Annotated in this window: 20 protein-coding genes and 1 tRNA gene; 14 read left to right on the top strand and 7 right to left on the bottom strand. The window is 64.6% G+C overall.

All coding sequences use genetic code 11. From position 1 onward, the window contains the following. Window positions 1–17 precede the first annotated feature (17 nt). Genes infB through G566_RS0103235 form a run of 4 tightly spaced genes read right to left on the bottom strand, consistent with a single transcriptional unit; the run spans window position 18 to window position 5,666 of the window. Window positions 18–2,786 (bottom strand): translation initiation factor IF-2, encoded by a 2,769-nt coding sequence (gene infB, locus G566_RS0103250; RefSeq protein ID WP_022679250.1) that lies wholly within the window; start codon window positions 2,784–2,786, stop codon window positions 18–20. 10 nt (window positions 2,787–2,796) lie between these two features. Further along, the gene (locus G566_RS13360) at window positions 2,797–3,537 is read right to left on the bottom strand and encodes a DUF448 domain-containing protein (RefSeq protein WP_022679249.1); all 741 of its coding nucleotides are present in this window, start codon (window positions 3,535–3,537) and stop codon (window positions 2,797–2,799) included. After that, window positions 3,524–5,071 carry a transcription termination factor NusA gene (nusA, locus tag G566_RS0103240; protein ID WP_022679248.1) on the bottom strand — a complete coding sequence of 516 codons (1,548 nt, stop codon included), beginning with the start codon at window positions 5,069–5,071 and terminating at the stop codon, window positions 3,524–3,526. The genes G566_RS13360 and nusA overlap by 14 nt, the downstream gene beginning before the upstream one ends. A gap of 1 nt (window position 5,072) precedes the next feature. Next, complete coding sequence (locus G566_RS0103235) at window positions 5,073–5,666, bottom strand: LSm family protein (RefSeq protein ID WP_022679247.1); 594 nt, start codon at window positions 5,664–5,666, stop codon at window positions 5,073–5,075. A gap of 215 nt (window positions 5,667–5,881) precedes the next feature. On the opposite strand from G566_RS0103235, the gene G566_RS0103230 reads away from it, so the two are divergent. Then, window positions 5,882–6,466, top strand: coding sequence for a urate hydroxylase PuuD (locus G566_RS0103230; RefSeq protein ID WP_022679246.1), 585 nt, complete (start codon window positions 5,882–5,884; stop codon window positions 6,464–6,466). A 60-nt stretch (window positions 6,467–6,526) separates the two neighbouring features. Here the strand turns inward: G566_RS0103230 and G566_RS0103225 are convergent, their stop codons facing one another. Beyond that, window positions 6,527–6,871 carry a hypothetical protein gene (locus G566_RS0103225; RefSeq protein ID WP_022679245.1) on the bottom strand — a complete coding sequence of 115 codons (345 nt, stop codon included), beginning with the start codon at window positions 6,869–6,871 and terminating at the stop codon, window positions 6,527–6,529. Between the two features lie 211 nt (window positions 6,872–7,082). Here G566_RS0103225 and rplU point away from each other — a divergent pair, with 211 nt between their 5' ends. The 12 genes from rplU (at window position 7,083) to G566_RS0103165 (ending at window position 15,720) form a co-directional block, all read left to right on the top strand. Further along, window positions 7,083–7,370, top strand: a complete 288-nt coding sequence (gene rplU, locus G566_RS0103220; RefSeq protein ID WP_022679244.1) for a 50S ribosomal protein L21 — start codon at window positions 7,083–7,085, stop codon at window positions 7,368–7,370. 26 nt (window positions 7,371–7,396) lie between these two features. Further along, entirely contained in the window at window positions 7,397–7,672 is a 276-nt protein-coding gene (gene rpmA, locus G566_RS0103215; protein WP_022679243.1) for a 50S ribosomal protein L27, read from the top strand. A gap of 69 nt (window positions 7,673–7,741) precedes the next feature. Then, window positions 7,742–8,776 (top strand): GTPase ObgE, encoded by a 1,035-nt coding sequence (obgE, locus tag G566_RS0103210; RefSeq protein ID WP_022679242.1) that lies wholly within the window; start codon window positions 7,742–7,744, stop codon window positions 8,774–8,776. Beyond that, window positions 8,761–9,906, top strand: coding sequence for a glutamate 5-kinase (gene proB / locus G566_RS0103205; protein WP_022679241.1), 1,146 nt, complete (start codon window positions 8,761–8,763; stop codon window positions 9,904–9,906). The genes obgE and proB overlap by 16 nt, the downstream gene beginning before the upstream one ends. Next, complete coding sequence (locus tag G566_RS0103200) at window positions 9,903–11,150, top strand: glutamate-5-semialdehyde dehydrogenase (protein ID WP_022679240.1); 1,248 nt, start codon at window positions 9,903–9,905, stop codon at window positions 11,148–11,150. Before proB ends, G566_RS0103200 begins: the two co-directional genes overlap by 4 nt. After that, window positions 11,150–11,755, top strand: coding sequence for a nicotinate-nucleotide adenylyltransferase (locus G566_RS0103195; RefSeq protein ID WP_022679239.1), 606 nt, complete (start codon window positions 11,150–11,152; stop codon window positions 11,753–11,755). Before G566_RS0103200 ends, G566_RS0103195 begins: the two co-directional genes overlap by 1 nt. Window positions 11,756–11,777: 22 nt before the next feature. After that, window positions 11,778–12,152, top strand: a complete 375-nt coding sequence (gene rsfS, locus G566_RS13355; RefSeq protein WP_029131191.1) for a ribosome silencing factor — start codon at window positions 11,778–11,780, stop codon at window positions 12,150–12,152. 3 nt (window positions 12,153–12,155) lie between these two features. Continuing rightward, window positions 12,156–12,581 (top strand): 23S rRNA (pseudouridine(1915)-N(3))-methyltransferase RlmH, encoded by a 426-nt coding sequence (locus tag G566_RS0103185; RefSeq protein ID WP_022679237.1) that lies wholly within the window; start codon window positions 12,156–12,158, stop codon window positions 12,579–12,581. A gap of 94 nt (window positions 12,582–12,675) precedes the next feature. Continuing rightward, window positions 12,676–14,055 carry a S41 family peptidase gene (locus G566_RS0103180; RefSeq protein ID WP_022679236.1) on the top strand — a complete coding sequence of 460 codons (1,380 nt, stop codon included), beginning with the start codon at window positions 12,676–12,678 and terminating at the stop codon, window positions 14,053–14,055. 66 nt (window positions 14,056–14,121) lie between these two features. Continuing rightward, window positions 14,122–14,703, top strand: coding sequence for a YqaA family protein (locus tag G566_RS0103175; RefSeq protein WP_022679235.1), 582 nt, complete (start codon window positions 14,122–14,124; stop codon window positions 14,701–14,703). Next, complete coding sequence (locus G566_RS0103170) at window positions 14,693–15,184, top strand: disulfide bond formation protein B (RefSeq protein WP_022679234.1); 492 nt, start codon at window positions 14,693–14,695, stop codon at window positions 15,182–15,184. Before G566_RS0103175 ends, G566_RS0103170 begins: the two co-directional genes overlap by 11 nt. Next, window positions 15,160–15,720, top strand: coding sequence for a demethoxyubiquinone hydroxylase family protein (locus G566_RS0103165; RefSeq protein WP_022679233.1), 561 nt, complete (start codon window positions 15,160–15,162; stop codon window positions 15,718–15,720). The genes G566_RS0103170 and G566_RS0103165 overlap by 25 nt, the downstream gene beginning before the upstream one ends. Here the strand turns inward: G566_RS0103165 and hspQ are convergent. After that, window positions 15,717–16,097: a heat shock protein HspQ gene (gene hspQ, locus G566_RS0103160; RefSeq protein ID WP_419185336.1), complete on the bottom strand. Its 381-nt coding sequence runs from the start codon at window positions 16,095–16,097 to the stop codon at window positions 15,717–15,719. The genes G566_RS0103165 and hspQ overlap by 4 nt on opposite strands. A 165-nt stretch (window positions 16,098–16,262) precedes the next feature. Here hspQ and G566_RS0103155 point away from each other — a divergent pair. Next, window positions 16,263–16,352, top strand: a tRNA-Ser gene (locus tag G566_RS0103155). Window positions 16,353–16,804: 452 nt separating this feature from the next. On the opposite strand, the gene G566_RS0103150 is transcribed toward G566_RS0103155, so the two are convergent. Beyond that, the coding region (locus tag G566_RS0103150) for an integrase core domain-containing protein (protein WP_029131188.1) at window positions 16,805–17,117 on the bottom strand (313 nt) is incomplete at its 5' end.

Genomic DNA, 17,117 nt, shown 5'->3' with positions numbered 1-17,117 from the left:
CCCCCAAGGCGCAACCGTTAAAGATTGCGTTCCTTCATTTCCACTTCGTAGGTTTCGACGATGTCGCCGGCCTTCACGTCCGACGAATCCGCCAGCGTGATACCGCATTCCAGGCCCACCTTCACTTCGGTCACATCCTCCTTGAAGCGGCGCAGCGAGGCGATGGAACCGGTGTAGATGATGACATCGTCGCGCATGACGCGGGCACGCAGCGCCTTCTTGATATAGCCTTCGGTGACGCGCAGGCCGGCGGCCTTGCCGATCTTGCCGGCCTGGAACACGTCCAGCACCTGGGCGCGGCCCACGACCGTTTCGAACGCCTCGGGGCCGAGCTGGCCCGCCATGCCGGCCTTCACATCATCGATCAGATCATAGATAACGTCGTAATATTTCAGCGCCACGCCATCGCGCTGGGCGATTTCGCGGGCCTTGGCATTGGCACGGACGTTGAAACCGATCACCGGTGCGCCCGAGGCCTTGGCCAGGGTGACATCGCTTTCGGTGATGCCGCCGGTGCTGGCCAGCAGCACCTTGGCGCGGATCAGATCATTGCCGACCTTCGACACCGCACCGGCGATGGCTTCGGCCGAGCCTTGCGTATCGGCCTTGATCACCAGCGGGAATTCCTGGACCTTCTTGGCGCGCAGCACCGAGAACATGTCTTCCAGATTGGCCGGGCCGTTGCCGGCGGTGCGGGCGGCGGTGGCAACGCCAGCACGATATTCGGCCACTTCGCGGGCGCGGGCTTCGTTTTCCACCACGGTCACGATATCGCCGGCCTGCGGGACTCCGCCAAGGCCGAGCACTTCGACTGCGGTCGACGGACCGGCTTCCTTCACCGTTTCGCCCTTGTCATCGACCATGGCGCGCACGCGGCCCCATTCCTGGCCCATCACGAAGATGTCGCCGCGCTTCAGCGTGCCGCGCCGCACCAGAACGGTGGCGAGCGGACCCTTGCCCTTGTCGAGCTTGGCTTCGATCACGGTGCCTTCGGCCGGACGATCCGGGTTGGCCTTCAGTTCGCTGACTTCTGCGAGCAGCAGGATTTTCTCCAGCAGATCATCAAGGCCGGTCTTCTTGATGGCGGAGATTTCCACGTCCATCACGTCGCCGCCCATTTCTTCCACCTGCACATCCTGTTGCAGCAGGGCAGTACGGATGCGGGCGGCATCGGCGCCGGGCTTGTCCATCTTGTTGATGGCCACGATCATCGGCACGCCGGCCGCCTTGGTGTGCTGAATGGCTTCAATGGTTTGCGGCATGATGCCGTCGTCCCACGCCACCACGAGCACCACGATATCGGTGATGCTGGCGCCACGCGCGCGCATCGAGGTAAAGGCCTCGTGACCGGGCGTGTCGAGGAAGGTGATCTTCTGCTTGTCCTTGGTGGTCACCTGATAGGCGCCGATATGCTGGGTGATGCCACCGGCCTCGCCCTTCACCACGTTGGTGCCGCGCAAGGAGTCAAGCAGGCTGGTCTTGCCGTGATCGACATGGCCCATGATGGTGACGACCGGCGGACGGAACGCCAGATCCTTGTCGACATCGACTTCGCCGACCATGCCTTTTTCGACGTCGCTTTCCGAAACGCGCACGATGTTGTGGCCGAATTCGGTCAGCACCAGTTCGGCGGTGTCCTGATCGATTTCGTCAACGGCGGCTGACGGCACGCCAAGGCGGGCGAGCAAGCGCACCACATTGCCGGTGCGTTCGGCCATGCGGTTGGCCAGTTCCTGCACGGTGATCATGTCAGGCACGGTCACATCGCGCACCTGCTTGGCCTGGCTGCCAAGGCGGCCGCGTTCCTTCTCGCGGGCCCGGCGCAGCGCGGCAAGGCTGCGCACGCGGGTGTTGCCTTCATCATCCAGCGCGCGGGTAACGGTGAGCTTGCCGGCCTTGCGGCGATCATCGCCCAGTTTCGGGCGCGACGGCTTGGCGGCTTCCGGCTTGCGGCCCGGAATGATGCGCACGCGCATGCTGTCATCGTCGTCATCGCTGACGTCGGTGGGGATGACCATGCCGCCATCGGCGTCCGGCTGCGGATCGGGCCGGGTGGCGAGTTCTTCCTCGCGGTGGCGCTTTTCCTCGATCCGGCGGCGCTCTTCCTCTTCGCGGGCGGCGCGTTCCTGATCTTCGCGGATGCGGACTTCTTCCAGCAGGCGCTGGCGATCTTCTTCAGCCTGGCGCGCGTAGAGCGCGGCCATTTCGGCCGGCGTCATGCGCGGGCGCTGCGGTGCAGCGGCCTGACCCTGTGCTGGCCGCGCGGGCTGGCCAGGGCGGGCGGCGCCAGCGGCCGGACGGGCAGCCGGGGCGGGCGGTGCAGCCGCCTTGGTTTGCGGTACGGGTGCCGGCTCGACCTTGGTTTCGGGAGCAGGAGCGGTTGGTTCCGGCGCCTTGGCTTCCGGCTTGGGCGGCAGCGGTGCGCGCTCCACAGGACTGAACATCACTGGCGGCGGTGTTGGCGGGCGCGGCGCCGACGGGAGAGGGGCCGGTTCGGCCGCAGCAGCAGGCGCAGCGGCAACTGGGGCCGGGGCCGGGGCAGCCGGGCGCGGTGCCGGTGCCGGCGTAACGGCAGCCGGGGCAGGAGCGGGAGCGGGGGCGGGTGCCGGGGTTGGCTCCGGCGCGGCGTCGCCCGGACGATGCAGCACACGGGCGCGCTTCACTTCCACCACGACCTGTTTGGAACGGCCGTGGCTGAAGGTCTGCTTGACCTGCCCGACCGCGACGGCCTTGTTCAGACCGAGGGGGGCACGCGTGCCAAGCTTGGGTTTGTTGTCGTCACTCATAGTCCGCCGCCTAATGCCTTTCGCCGGTGTTTAGGGCAACCTCTGTTGCATCTGCCACCACTTCATTTGCCGTTTCACTTGTGGTTTGCGGGCCACAAAATCCCGTCAGTCGATCCAGATCGGCCAGTACGCGGGTGGCAGCGCCCTGATCCAGCAGAGCCATATGTACCACATTGTCCCGCCCCAGCGCAGCCGACAGCGCGTCGCGCGCGATCGGCACCCGGCGGTGCGGAATATCCTCGCCCAAAGATTCACCAACAGCGCGGGCCATGCCATCGATCCGATCGCTGCCGTCGGGCCGGGCATCGCCGGCGTGCAGTACCGCAAATACCTTGCCCTTGGCCAGCGCCTCACGCACCCGGTCGCCGCCCAGGATCAACGTACCGGCGCGCTTTTCCAGCCCCAGCCGGTTCAGCATCCGTTGCTGCAGGGTCGCCGTGATGCGGTCTGCCAGATCGTCGGGCAGAGTGAAGCTGTTGGCCTTGAACGCCCGCGCCAGCGCGCCGCGCAGCCGGCCCTTTGCTGCCACTGAATCAAACAGCGCCTTGTCGGCCGTGATCCACGCGCCGCGGCCGGGAAGCCGTTCCGACCAATCGGCCGCAACCTGGCCGTCCGGCCCCAGCGCCAGCCGGATCAGGCCTGTGCGCGGGGCAGACTCGCCCGACAGGATGCAGCGGCGTTCGGAGCTATCCTTGCCGCTGTCCTGACGCGTGTCCGGAGATGCCGGATTCAGGCGATCATTGGTTTCCATCCGCCGACGCGTCCTCCTCGGCGAACCAGTGGGCGCGGGCGGCCATGATGATGCGATTGCCATCATCATCCGACAGGCTGAATTCCTTGAGCAATCCCGAACGGCCGACCAGTTCGTCGGTGGCCAGATCGCCGAGGTCATCAAGCGTCTTGATGCCCTTCTTGCCGAGCACCACCAGCATGGCTTCGGTCAGACCTTCGATGGCGGCGACATCGTCTTCCACGCCCAGGCCACGCCGTTCTTCACGGGCAGCGGCTTCGCGGCGCTCCAGCGCCTCGACAGCGCGGTTCTGCAGTTCGGTGGCCAGATCGTCGTCAAAGCCTTCGATGCTGGCGACTTCGGCCAGATCAACATAGGCGACTTCCTCCAGTTCGGAGAAGCCTTCGGCAACCAGCAGCTGGGCCAGCGTTTCATCAACGTCCAGCTCGGTCTGGAACAGTTCGGATTTCTCGACGAATTCCTTCTGCCGGCGCTCGCTTTCATCGGCTTCGGTCATGATGTCGATCTGCTTGCCGGTCAGCGCCGACGCCAGGCGCACGTTCTGGCCGCGGCGGCCGATGGCCAGGCTGAGCTGATCGTCGGGCACCACCACATCGATGCGGCCTTCTTCTTCATCAAGCACGACCTTGGTGACTTCCGCCGGCTGCAGCGCGTTGACCACGAAGGTGGCGGTGTCGGGCGACCAGGGGATGATGTCGATCTTTTCGCCCTGCAATTCCTGCACGACGGCCTGCACGCGGCTGCCCTTCATGCCGACGCAGGCGCCAACCGGATCGATCGAGCCATCGCGGCTGATCACGCCGATCTTGGCGCGGCTGCCCGGATCGCGGGCGACGGCCATGATTTCGATGATGCCGTCATAGATTTCCGGCACTTCCTGGGCGAACAGCTTCTTCATGTAATCGCCGTGGGCGCGGGACAGGAAGATCTGCGGCCCACGGGGCTCGCGGCGGACGGACAGGATCAAGCTGCGCACGCGGTCACCTGGCTTCAGCACTTCGCGCGGGATCTGCTGGTCGCGGCGGATGACGCCTTCGGCCTTGCCCAGATCGACCACCACGTGGCCGAACTCGGCGCGCTTGACGACGCCGGTGATGATCTCGCCCTGACGGTCCTTGAATTCTTCATACTGGCGCTCACGCTCGGCATCGCGCACCTTCTGCACGATCACCTGCTTGGCACCTTGCGCGGCAATGCGGCCGAATTCGACTGGCGGCAGCGGATCGACGACAAAACTGCCCAGTTCGGCGGTCTTGTCCTTCTTCAGTGCATCCTTCAGGCTGATCTGCTTGAAGAAATCTTCCGGCTCTTCCACCACTTCCAGCACGCGCCACAAGCGGGTTTCACCGGACTTGGGATCGATCTTGGCGCGGATGTCGTTTTCGGCACCATAGCGGGCACGGGCGGCACGCTGGATGGCGTCTTCCATCGCCTCGATCACGATGGCGCGATCGATTGATTTTTCGCGGGCGACGGCATCGGCAATAGCCAGCAGTTCGGCGCGGTTGGCGGTGAGGGCAGTTGCGGTGGCCATCTCAATCCTCCGTGGAGATTTCATTGTCGTTGACGGCAGCACCATCGGGGCTGCTTTCGATGATTTCGTCGGCCCCGGTGGGGTCCAGCGGTTTGGTTGTAGCAATCAGTCGGTCGGTCAGCACGAGCTTGGCGCCGCTGATGTGGGACAGGGGCAAGCGCAGCACGCTGTCGCCTTCCAGGGTGCTGCCCTTCATTTTCACCAGCGCGTCCTCGCCATCAAGGCCCATGATTTCGCCGTGCAGGCGGGCGCGGCCGTCCACCTTTGGCTCCAGTTTCAGGCGCACTTCATGGCCGGCCCAGTCCTGCCAATCTTTGGCGCGGGTGAGTGGGCGGTCGATCCCGGGCGAGGACACTTCCAGCGCATATTCTCCGGCGATCGGATCCGCTTCATCAAGCGGCTGATCGAGCGCGCGGGACAGGCGAGCGCACTGATCGATGGTCAACTGGCCGGTGGCCGGGTCTTCGGCCATCACCTGCAGGGTGAGGCTGCCCGGCTGGCCCGACAGCATGACGCGCACCAGATCAAGCCCCATCGCCGCCACAACGGGGGCGATGATGGCCGTGAGGCGGGCATCAAGATCGGTCTGGACCAAGGAAAGGCGACTCCGGTGACAAGGGCAAACACACGGACAAGCGGTTTGGGTGCTGCGCAGCGGAGCGGCGCAGCCTGCAAACCATCAGCCATGCAGGAACGAGCGGCCCTATACGCCAGTTGCACAGATGCAGCAAGGGGTGTCGCATCGGGGTTAACAAGAGCGTTCCGGTCGCCTATAGGGTGCCCAACTGCAATTTTTCGGGGCATTCAACCATGGCTGCAATACTAGGCAAACTCTCCAACGCGCTGTTGATCGGACTGCTGGCAATGGTTGCCGTCATTGTCGCCTTCCATGGCGGACTGATCGCGGCAGACGCCGGTTCGTGGGTGGCTGGTTTCCTGCGCGTCATCCACGTCTGGGCCGGCATCCTGTGGATCGGCTTGCTCTATTATTTCAACTTTGTGCAGATCCCGACCATGCCGTCGGTTCCGGCCGAGTTGAAGCCGGGCGTGACCAAGTATATCGCCCCCAAGGCGTTGCTCTATTTCCGCCACGGTTCGCTGCTCACCGTAGTGGCCGGCATCGGCCTTTCCGGTGCCAACCTGATTGAGGGCCTCACCTTCCAGGAGGGCCAGCGCGTGATCGGTCTGGGCATGTGGCTGGGCCTGATCATGGCCTTCAACGTGTGGTTCCTGATCTGGCCGAACCAGAAGATTGCGCTGGGCATCGTGGATGGCACGCCGGAGCAGAAGGCCAAGGCTGGTACCACCGCGATGATCTTTTCGCGCACCAACTTCCTGCTGTCGTTCCCCATGCTTTATTGCATGATTGCACAGCACGCCATTGGCGCGGCCTGAACGGGCCCGCCTTCGGGCAAGAACAAGGCCGGTCCGCGAAAGCGGGCCGGCCTTTTTCGTTCAGGTCTTGCGCGGATCGGCCGGCAGGCCGGTGACTGGAGCGCAGTCGGGGAACTCGGCATAGCTGGCGCGGCGGCCGTTGCGGCTGATCCACACGCGCAGCGAGGCGAATTCCGGGCACGGACGATAGCGCCAGCGGAATTCCCAACCATCGGCCCATTGCCGGCCCTCGCGGGCGGCAAAAGCGGCGCGCGGGTTGCCGGATTGGCGATGATATTCGGTGGCCAGCCGATCGGCCAGCGCTGCGGCCGCTTGCGGATCAATTGCCGGATCATACAGGCTGAGCATGGCAATGCCGCCGGCCACGAAGGCAGCGACGATCAACAGGAGACGGCGGCGGGTCACTGCCTACCCTTGTGCATCAAGTTGCAGCGCCGCAAAAGAGGGCACGCGCTGGCAAACGTGCCGAAGCCGCCCGCAACGCATGAGCGGCCCTGCAATGCCGGCGTTGACAAGATTTGGACCATCCTCTAGTGCCGCGCCTTCGTTCGGGGCCGGAATCACCTGATTCTGGCGCCGCGACTTGTTTGAAACTTCTAACCTCAAGGCTCCAACCATGTTCGCAGTGGTGCGCACCGGCGGTAAGCAATACCGGGTCGCCGATGGTGACAAGATCATCGTCGAAAAGATCGAAGGGGAAGCCGGCACTGCCGTCGCCCTCGAAACCCTGATGACCGGCGAAGGCGCCGCGCTCACCATGGGTGGTGCCGTGAAGGCCGAAATCGTGGCTCAGACCAAGAGTGACAAGATCATCATCTTCAAGAAGAAGCGTCGCCACAATTATCGCCGCCGCAATGGCCACCGCCAGCAGCTGACTGTCATCAAGATCACCTCGGTCGCCTGACCGTCGCGTAAAGGGAGCAACCCACCATGGCTCACAAGAAAGCAGGCGGCTCGTCCCGGAACGGCCGCGATTCGGAAAGCAAGCGCCTTGGCGTGAAGCGCTTCGGCGGCCAGGCTGTAAACGCCGGCACCATCATCATCCGTCAGCGTGGCACCCCCACGCATGCCGGCCGCAATGTCGGCATCGGCAAGGATCACACCTTGTATGCGCTGGAAACCGGCACCGTGGAATTCCACACCGGTAAGCTTGGCCGCAAATATGTGTCGGTCAACCCGGTGGCGGAACCGCTCGCGGCTGAATAAGCCCGGCTCTTTTCCGCTTGAAAAAAGGGGAGCTGGGCGACCGGCTCCTTTTTTGTTTGGACCCTAACCATGCACTTTCTCGATCAGGCCAAGATTTTCGTTGCCTCCGGTACCGGGGGTGATGGGGCCGTGTCGTTCCGGCGCGAGAAGTTCGTGGAATATGGCGGCCCCGATGGCGGCGACGGCGGCAAGGGCGGCGACATCATCTTCGAATGTGTCGACGGCCTCAATACGCTGATCGATTTCCGCTACACCCAGCATTTCAAGGCCAAGCGCGGCGCCCACGGCATGGGCCGCAACCGCACCGGGCCGGGCGGCGATGATCTGCTGATCAAGGTGCCGGTGGGCACGCAGATTCTGGCCGATGATGAAGACCGCACGTTGATCGTCGACATGACCCGCGTTGGCCAGCGCGCCATCCTGATGAAGGGCGGCGACGGCGGCAAGGGCAACGACCACTACAAGACCAGTACCAACCGCGCTCCGCGCCAGTTCCAGGCCGGTTTTCCGGGCAAGGAAATGTGGATCTGGCTGCGGCTGAAGCTGCTGGCCGATGTCGGCTTGGTCGGGCAGCCGAACGCCGGCAAGTCCAGCCTGATCAATGCCATTTCCAACACCAAGGCCAAGGTTGGCAATTATGCCTTCACGACGCTGAAGCCGCAGCTGGGCGTTGTCGCCCACAAGGGCCAGGAACTGGTGATGGCCGATATTCCCGGCCTCATCGCCGGCGCCGCCGATGGTGTGGGCATCGGTGATCGCTTCCTTGGCCATATCGAGCGCTGCCGCGTGCTGCTGCACCTGGTCGATGCCAGCCAGCCTGGCCCGGTCGACCAATGGCGCGTGGTGCGCGAAGAACTGGCGGCCTATGGCGGCGGGCTTGAAAGCAAGCCGGAGATTCTCGCTCTGTCCAAGGTCGATCTGGTCACGCCGCAGGCTTTGGCCGCCAAGAAGCGTGCGCTGGAAAATGCGAGCGGTCAGCTTGTCTACACCGTCAGCGCCGCCACTACGCAGGGCGTCGAGCCGGTGCTCGACAAGCTGATGGAGATCGCCGGCCGCGCGCAGGCGATGAAGGTGGGATCGGACAAATCGTGGTCGCCGCTCTAGAGGCCATCCCGGCTCGCCAGTTCGACCCTGCCAGCTGCCCGCGGCTGGTGGTAAAGATCGGCTCGTCCCTGCTTTTGGATGCAGCGGGCGCGGTGCGCAGCGAGTGGCTGGCCGGCATGGTCGCCGATATCGCCGAGCGCCGCCAACAGGGCCAGCAGATCGTCATTGTGTCGTCCGGCGCCATTGCCTTGGGCGCGCGTCGGCTGGGCCTGGAAAAGGGCGGCCGCGCCAGCCTTGAAGACGCGCAGGCCGCTGCTGCCGTCGGGCAGGTGGCACTGGCGGGCGTATGGGAAGCCTTGCTGGCCGCACAGGGCCTGACGGCGGCACAGGTGCTGCTGACGCTGGGCGATCTGGAAGACCGGCGGCGCTATCTCAACGTCGCGGCCACCATTGCCCGCCTGCTCGATCTGGGCGCGGTGCCAGTGCTGAATGAGAATGACACGGTGGCCACCACCGAAATCCGCTTTGGCGACAATGATCGGCTGGCGGCGCGGGCGGCCCAGGCGGCGGGGGCGAGCGGGGTGATCCTGCTGTCCGACGTTGATGGTCTCTACACCGCCAATCCGGCCACCGAACCCACCGCGCAACGCCTGTCGGTGGTGAAGTCGCTCACCCCCGACATCATGGCGATGGCAACCGGCGAAACCCGATCGGGCATGGGTTCGGGCGGCATGGCGGCAAAATTGCTCGCCGCACGCATGGCCGGTGCTGCCGGCATCGCGCTGGCGATCTGCGACGGCCGGGTGGAACGGCCGTTGACCCATTTTGCAACCCATTGTGGTGGAACGCTTTTCCTGCCGCCGCGCGCGGCCAAGGGCCGCAAGGCCTGGCTGGCCGGGCGAATCACGGTGGCTGGTGCGCTGGTGGTTGATGCCGGCGCTGCTGTGGCGCTGAAGCGCGGCGCGTCGTTGCTCGCCGCTGGTGTGCGCGGTGTGGATGGGCGGTTCAAGCGCGGTGACGTGGTGGCGATCATGGGTTCTGAAGGCGAACTGCTCGGCCGCGGGCTTGCTGGCTATGATGCCGAAGATGCCTGCAAGATCATGGGTTTGCGCAATGAAGCGCAAGGCCCGGTATTGGGCTATGCGCCGCGTGCGGCCCTTGTCCATGCTGATCACCTGGTGCTGATATGAGCCTGATTGCCGACATGGCCCGCGCGGCGCGGCTGGCCCTGCCGACGCTGGCCGCAGCGCCGACCGCGCAGAAGGCGCTGGCGATTCGCACGGCGGCCGATGCGATCCGGGCCCGCAGTGAAGAGCTGCTGAGCGCCAATGCCGCCGATGTGGCGGCGGCAAAAGCGGCCGGAATGTCGCCGGCACTGGTCGATCGGCTGGCGCTGTATGCCGGCCGTGTCACGGCGGTTGCCGGCGGTGTCGCGGCGGTTGCCGGCCTTGCAGATCCGGTGGGCGCGGTGATCGCGCGCTGGAGCCAACCCAATGGCCTGCAGTTCGAGCGCGTGCGGGTGCCGCTGGGCGTCATCGGCATCATCTATGAAAGCCGGCCGGGCGTGACGGCCGATGCCGCTGCCTTGTGCCTGATGGCCGGCAACGCCTGCCTGTTGCGCGGCGGTTCGGAAGCGGCGCGGTCCAACGCCGTGCTGTTGGATTGCATGGCCCACGGCCTGCGCGAAGCCGGCCTGCCGGCCGCCGCCGTCCAGATGGTGCCGGCCGGCGACCGGGCGCTGGTCGGCGAGATGCTGGCCGCGCACGGCCTGATCGACGTGATCATCCCGCGCGGCGGCAAGGGGCTGGTGGCGCGCGTGCAAGCCGAAGCCCGGGTGCCGGTGCTGGCCCACCTTGATGGCATCAATCATGTCTATGTCGATGCCAGCGCCGATCCCGAAAAGGCCGTGGCAATCGTGATCAACAGCAAGCTGCGCCGCACGGCGGTGTGCGGATCGATGGAGACGCTGCTGATCGATGCTGCGGCGCCCGCTGCGCTGAAGCAGCGACTGGTGACGGCGCTGCTGGCGGGGCCGTGCGAAGTGCGCGGCGATGCAGCGGTGCAGGCGCTGGATGCACGTGTGAAACCCGCCGCGCCTGAGGACTGGGACACTGAATATCTCGACGCCATCGCCAGCGTTGCCGAAGTCACCGGCGTCGATGGCGCCATCGCCCATATCGCCGCCCACGGCAGCCAGCACACCGATTCGATCGTGACCGAAGATGCCGCCGTGGCCGAGCGGTTCCTTGCACGTGTCGATTCGGCCATCGTGCTGCACAATGCCTCCACCCAGTTTGCCGATGGCGGGGAATTCGGCTTTGGTGCCGAAATCGGCATCGCGACGGGCCGCCTGCACGCCCGCGGCCCGGTGGCGCTGGAGGGCTTGACGATCTTCAAGACTGTCGTGCGTGGGTCGGGCCAGGTTCGGCCCTGATGGCCCGCATCGGCCTTCTGGGCGGCAGCTTCAATCCGGCGCACCGCGCCCACCGGCATATCAGCCTGGTGGCGCTGCAGCAGTTGCGGCTGGATGAGGTCTGGTGGCTGGTTTCGCCGCTCAACCCGTTGAAATCAGCAGCCGGCATGGCGCCACTGGCCACACGGGTGGCACGGGCGAAGGCCGTCGCCCGCCACCCGCGCATCAAGGTGACCGCACTGGAGGAACAGCTCGGCACGCGTTTTGCCGTTGATACGGTGGCGGCCTTGCAGCGCCGCTTCCCGCAGCACCAGTTCGTCTGGCTGGCCGGCAGTGACATCCTTGCCGAACTGCACCGCTGGCGCCGCTGGCGGCATTTCCTGCGTGCCGTGCCGCTCGCCGTCGTGCCGCGCCCCGGCGTTTCGCTGCTTGGCGCCCCGGCGCTGAGCTGGTCCGGCTGGTCGCCAGCCAAGCCTTCCCGCTGGACGCAGGCCGCTCTGCCGGCGATAATCAGCTTGCACTCCCGTTTGCGGCCGGTATCGGCTACAGAGATCCGCAGCGCCGATCCCGGCTGGGCCACAGATGCCCGATTTGATGAAAAGGCACGTTCGTTTGACCAAGACTGACCGCGTGGACGAGCTCCACGCCATGATCATGAAGAGCCTTGACGATGATCAGGCCGTGGATCCCGTTTCCATCCCGCTGGCTGGCAAGACCAGCATTGCCGATTTCATGGTGATCGCCAGCGGCCGCAGTGGCCGGCAGGTGGCATCGATGGCGGTGAAGATCGCCGACAAGATGAAGGCCGATTTCCGCCGCACCGCCCGTGTCCAGGGTTTGCCGGCGGCGGACTGGGTGCTGATCGACTGCGGGGACATCATCGTTCACCTGTTCCGCCCGGATGTGCGCGCCTTCTACAATCTGGAAAAGATGTGGGGCCTGGATGATGCACCCAACCCGTCGCCGGCTTTCGCGCCGATTGATGGCCCAAGGCCCGACGACTCGGTCGCCACCCCGCGCTGAGCGGTGAAGCTGCACATCATCGCGCGCGGCCGCATCGGCCAATCGCCGGAAGCTGAGCTGGTAGAACGTTATGCGCAGCGGCTGCGCGGCCGGCTGGTGGTGACGGAAATTGGCGACACCGCGCCCTGGCCGCTGTTCGGCATTCATCTCGGGCCCAGCCGCACCGTGGCGCTGGATGAACGCGGCCGTGATCTGCCCTCCACCGATCTGGCCGCCCTGCTGGCGCGCTGGCGTGATGATGGGGTGCGGGAAACGCGCTTCCTGATCGGCGCCGCCGATGGCCATGATGCCGCCACCCGGGACAAGGCCGATCTGCTGCTGGGCTTTGGCCGGGCGACCTGGCCGCACATGCTGGTGCGTGCCATGCTGGCCGAGCAACTGTATCGCGCGCTCTCCATCCTTGATGGCCACCCCTATCACCGCGAGTGAAATTCGGTTCAGCGGCCCGAAAGGCCGCAGGGAGTAGCGCTGTGTGTCACTTCTGTTATCCTCTGATCCTATTCATGCGTGAGTCTGCTGTCCGATGAGCCTGAACAAGAGCTGGAAGATTGCGCTGCCGCTGGCGGCTTTGGCGCTGGTGCCGGCCTATGCCGCCGTGCAGGCCGCCGCCGAAACCGATACCTACAAGGAACTCGACGCGTTGATGGACGTGTTCGAGCGGGTGCGCGTGACCTATGTGGACAAGGTGGACGACAAGACGCTGATCCGCGGTGCCATCAATGGCATGCTGTCCAGCCTTGATCCGCATTCCGGTTATCTGGATGGCCGCGATTACGCCAATCTGAAGCAGACGACCGATGGCGAATATTCGGGCCTTGGCCTCACCGTCACTTCCGAAGACGGTGCGGTGAAGGTGGTGACGCCCACCGATGACACGCCGGCAGCCAAGGCCGGCATCAAGGCCGGGGACTATGTCACCCACCTTGATGATGAACTGATCTATGGCGGCACGCTGAACGAAGCGGTCGACAAGATGCGTGGGCTCGCCGGCACCAAGATCAAGCTGACCATTGTGCGCCAGGGCGAGCCCAAGCCGCTGGAATTCACCCTCACCCGCGAAGTGGTGGTGATCAAGCCGGTGAAGTGGGAAACGCGCGGCAATGTTGGCCTCATCCGCATTTCCACGTTCAACAACAAGACCGGTGAGGCAACGCGTGCCGCTGTTGAAGGCATCAAGGCCAAGCTGGGCGCCGGCGTGGTTGGCTATGTCGTCGATCTGCGGTCCAATCCCGGCGGCCTGCTTGATGAAGCCATAAAGGTGTCGGACGTGTTTCTCGATGCCGGCGAAGTGGTTTCGGAACGCCGCCGCGCCAAGAACGATATTGATCGCTATTTCGCCAAGGCCGGTGATCTGACCGATGGCAAGCCGGTGGTGGTGCTGGTGGATGAAGGCAGTGCCTCGGCCGCCGAGATCGTGGCCGGCGCGCTGCAGGATCACCGCCGCGCCATCGTGCTTGGCCAGCGCAGCTTCGGCAAGGGCAGCGTGCAGACCGTCTATCCGCTTTCCGCCGAAACCGCGTTGCGGCTGACGACGGCGCGGTATTTCACGCCATCGGGCCGCAGCGTCCAGGAAAACGGCATCGAACCCGATATCCAGGTGCCGCAGCTTTCCGACGCGCGCGTTTCCGAACGCAAGCCGCTGCGCGAAGCTGATTTGAAGAAGCATCTGATCAACGAGATCAAGGACGCCACCGCCAAGCTGGTCGAGCAGGACGGCCAGGCCGATCCGCGCTTCCTGGCCAAGGCCGAGGATCTGAAGGCCAAGGGCGTGCTGGATTATCAGCAGGATTATGCCATCCGGCTTTTGGGTCGGTTGGCACCGCCCGCGCTGCCAGCGGTGCAGGTGGCTGGCCCAGTCCCGGGGCAAGCCGCTGGGGCAGCGCCGCGCACCGCCTCGCGGTGATTGCACCTGTCACACACGCCGGCTAAGCCCTGAGGCAGATTTCATCCGCGAAGGATTTCGCCGCCCGTGTTGCGCCGCCTTTATGATTGGACCTTAGCCAAGGCCGCCGGCCCCGGAGCCGAACGCTGGCTGGCGGGCATCAGCTTTGCTGACAGCAGCTTCTTCCCGGTGCCGCCCGATGTCATGCAGATCCCGATGTCGATCGCGCGGCCGGAACGCTCTTTGCGCTATGCAGCGGTGTCCACGGTCGCTTCGGTGGCGGGCGCGCTGTTGGGCTATGTGATCGGCGCCGTACTCTATCAGACGATCGGCGTGCCGCTGCTGTCCTTGTATGGCTATGAGGACAAGTTCGTGGCCTTTGCCGCCGATATCAAGGCCAATGGCTTCCTGTGGATGCTGGCGTTTGCCTTTCTGCCGATCCCCTACAAGGTGGCGACCATTGCCGCCGGTTCAGTATCGCTGTCGATCCCAGTGCTGATTGCGGCCTCGATCCTGGGCCGCGGCGGGCGGTTTTTCCTGGTGGCGCTGGTGCTGAAGCGGTTCGGCGCGCAGGCGCAGGTGCTGATCGATCGCTATTTCAACGCGCTGGCGATAGCCGCCACGGCGCTGTTTGTGGGTGGTTTTGTCGTTGTCCGCTATGCGTTCTGAAGGGCCGGCATTGGTGCTGACTGGCAGCCTGGCGCTGCTGGCTGGCGCATACGGCTTTGAGATGATCGGCGGTCTGGTGCCGTGCGAGATGTGTTGGTGGCAACGCTGGGCACTGATGGCCACGGCTTTCTTCGCAGCCGATGCGCTGCTGCTGGGCATGGTGGCGCGCCGTCAGCCAGCGATGGCCCCGGCAGTGACGGCAACGGCCTGGGTGGCCATCCTCGGCCTTGCAAGCAACGCCGGCATCGCCCTGTTTCATGCCGGGGTGGAGCAGAAATGGTGGCAGGGCCTCACCCGCTGCACGGCACCACCGGTGGCCGGCGACGCCAAATCGATGATGGCCGACATATTGGCGCAACCGCTGGTGCGCTGCGACGCCATACCATGGCAAATGTTCGGAATTTCCATGGCAGGGTGGAATTTCATCGTCTCCCTGATTCTGGTTGGAGCCGCCACATGGCTGATCCTGAAACCCCGATAGAGCCCCGCCGTCACCTGCCCGGTGATCGCCGCCCCGATACGCGCGCCATGATCCGTGTCGATCAGGCCGGCGAAACCGGCGCGGCGCGCATCTATGCCGGGCAACTGGCCGTGATGGGCGGCCGCCATGCCATGGCCGGCGAAATCCGCCACATGGCGCACCAGGAGCAACGGCATCTGGATGGCATGAATACCGTTATGGCGCGGCGCGGCGTGCGGCCCACAGTGTTCGGGCCGTTCTGGCATGTCGCCGGCTTTGCGCTGGGTGCCGGCACCGCGCTGCTGGGGCCGAAGGCGGCGATGGCCTGCACCGAAGCGGTCGAAACCGTGATCGACGAACATTATGGCGAGCAGACCGAAGCGCTGGCTGACGGCAGCGACCCGGAATTGAAAGCGATGATCGACGATTATCGCGCCGACGAAGTGGAGCACCGCGAGGCGGCGGCCGCCCATACTGGTGGCGGAGCCTTTCCGGTGCTCGAATCCATCATCCGCGCCGGCTGCCGCACCGCCATCGCGGTGGCGAAGCGGATTTAATTGCGGATCTGATCGCGCAATTGGTAGCGGCCGTTCACCCGGCCGGTAAACATCTGCGTCACGCCCGGGTGGCCAATCGGATCGCCTTCGCCATCAGGCAGCAAATTCTGCTGGCTGACATAGGCGACATAGGCCGATTCCTCGTTCTCGGCGAACAGATGGTAGAACGGCTGGTTCTTGTGGGGCCGGATTGCTTCGGGGATGGATTGCCACCATTCCTCGGTGTTGTTGAACACCGGATCGACATCGAAGATCACACCGCGGAAGGCGAACACCCGGTGCTGCACCACATCGCCAATGGTGAAGGTCGCCGGGGTCGGCGTTTCAACGGAGGCTTCGGGGGCGGCGCGGGCGATCATCGATTTCCAGTCGGGCATCATGCAACTGCAATATAGGACGTCGCGCGCTGACGTGAAGGGGTAGTGGTGTCGCGCACGCCTGTTCAAAATGCCGCAAAGCCGGGCTTGGCAGGCCCCGTCCCCTCCGCTATACGCCGCCCCTCGACCCGGACAGCGGCCCAGCCACCGTCCGGCGCACGTCGCGGAGAGGTGCCGGAGTGGTCGATCGGGACGGTCTCGAAAACCGTTGTGCCTTTACGGGTACCGTGGGTTCGAATCCCACCCTCTCCGCCAATGTGTATCCCTAAATATATGAAAAATGACGTTTCTCTAGAAAAGAGAAATGCTGGCCCTACTTTCGGCTCTACTTTCTGGTAAGCGCTGTTTGCCCTTTTAATGAAATTGGGCCGCGTCGATTTTGCGGCAAACCTCGGACCCCCGGGGGAGGCACTTTTCTTATAAAGGGCGCCCTTCAAATACCGTTGAATGTGAGGCTGCCCCTTAATCAGTAGGTCGCAGGTTCGAACTCAAATGCGTTCACCATTTTTTTCAATAATTTAGATGGTTTTAAAGAGCCATAGGGTCGGCTGGGACGGACATTTAGCGGACATCCCGTCAGAGGGAGCCACGCACCAACTGCTTTGCACCTAGCAAAGACCAGCTGCCACCCGTCCGATCCCTGCCCAGCCAGATCCCACCCCGGGGGTACCCCCATTCCCCAGATATGGTGACCTGACCCCCTGATTTCATCCAGCGGGGATTAGAGCCTGGCCGCAGTTGTTGCGCATGGGCGCAGGTGAAGCAATGGCCTGTTGAGCGGCGCCCGAAGGGCGCAGCGGAACAGGCCATTGCTTGTTCAGTTCGGCGGCGAACGCCGCTGGGGTTTCGTATCCAAGGGCTGAGTGCGGCCGCTGCTCGTTATAGTCCTTGGCCCAAGCAGCGATGGTGACGCGCGCATGATCGAGGCTCATGAACAGGGTCTCGTTGAGCAGCTCGTCGCGCATGCGACCGTTGAACGACTCCGCATAGCCGTTCTGCATCGGCTTGCCGGGAGCGATG

It is taken from the genome of Sandarakinorhabdus limnophila DSM 17366 (genome assembly GCF_000420765.1).
Taxonomy (GTDB): domain Bacteria; phylum Pseudomonadota; class Alphaproteobacteria; order Sphingomonadales; family Sphingomonadaceae; genus Sandarakinorhabdus; species Sandarakinorhabdus limnophila.
This window is presented reverse-complemented; position numbering and strand designations above follow the sequence as displayed.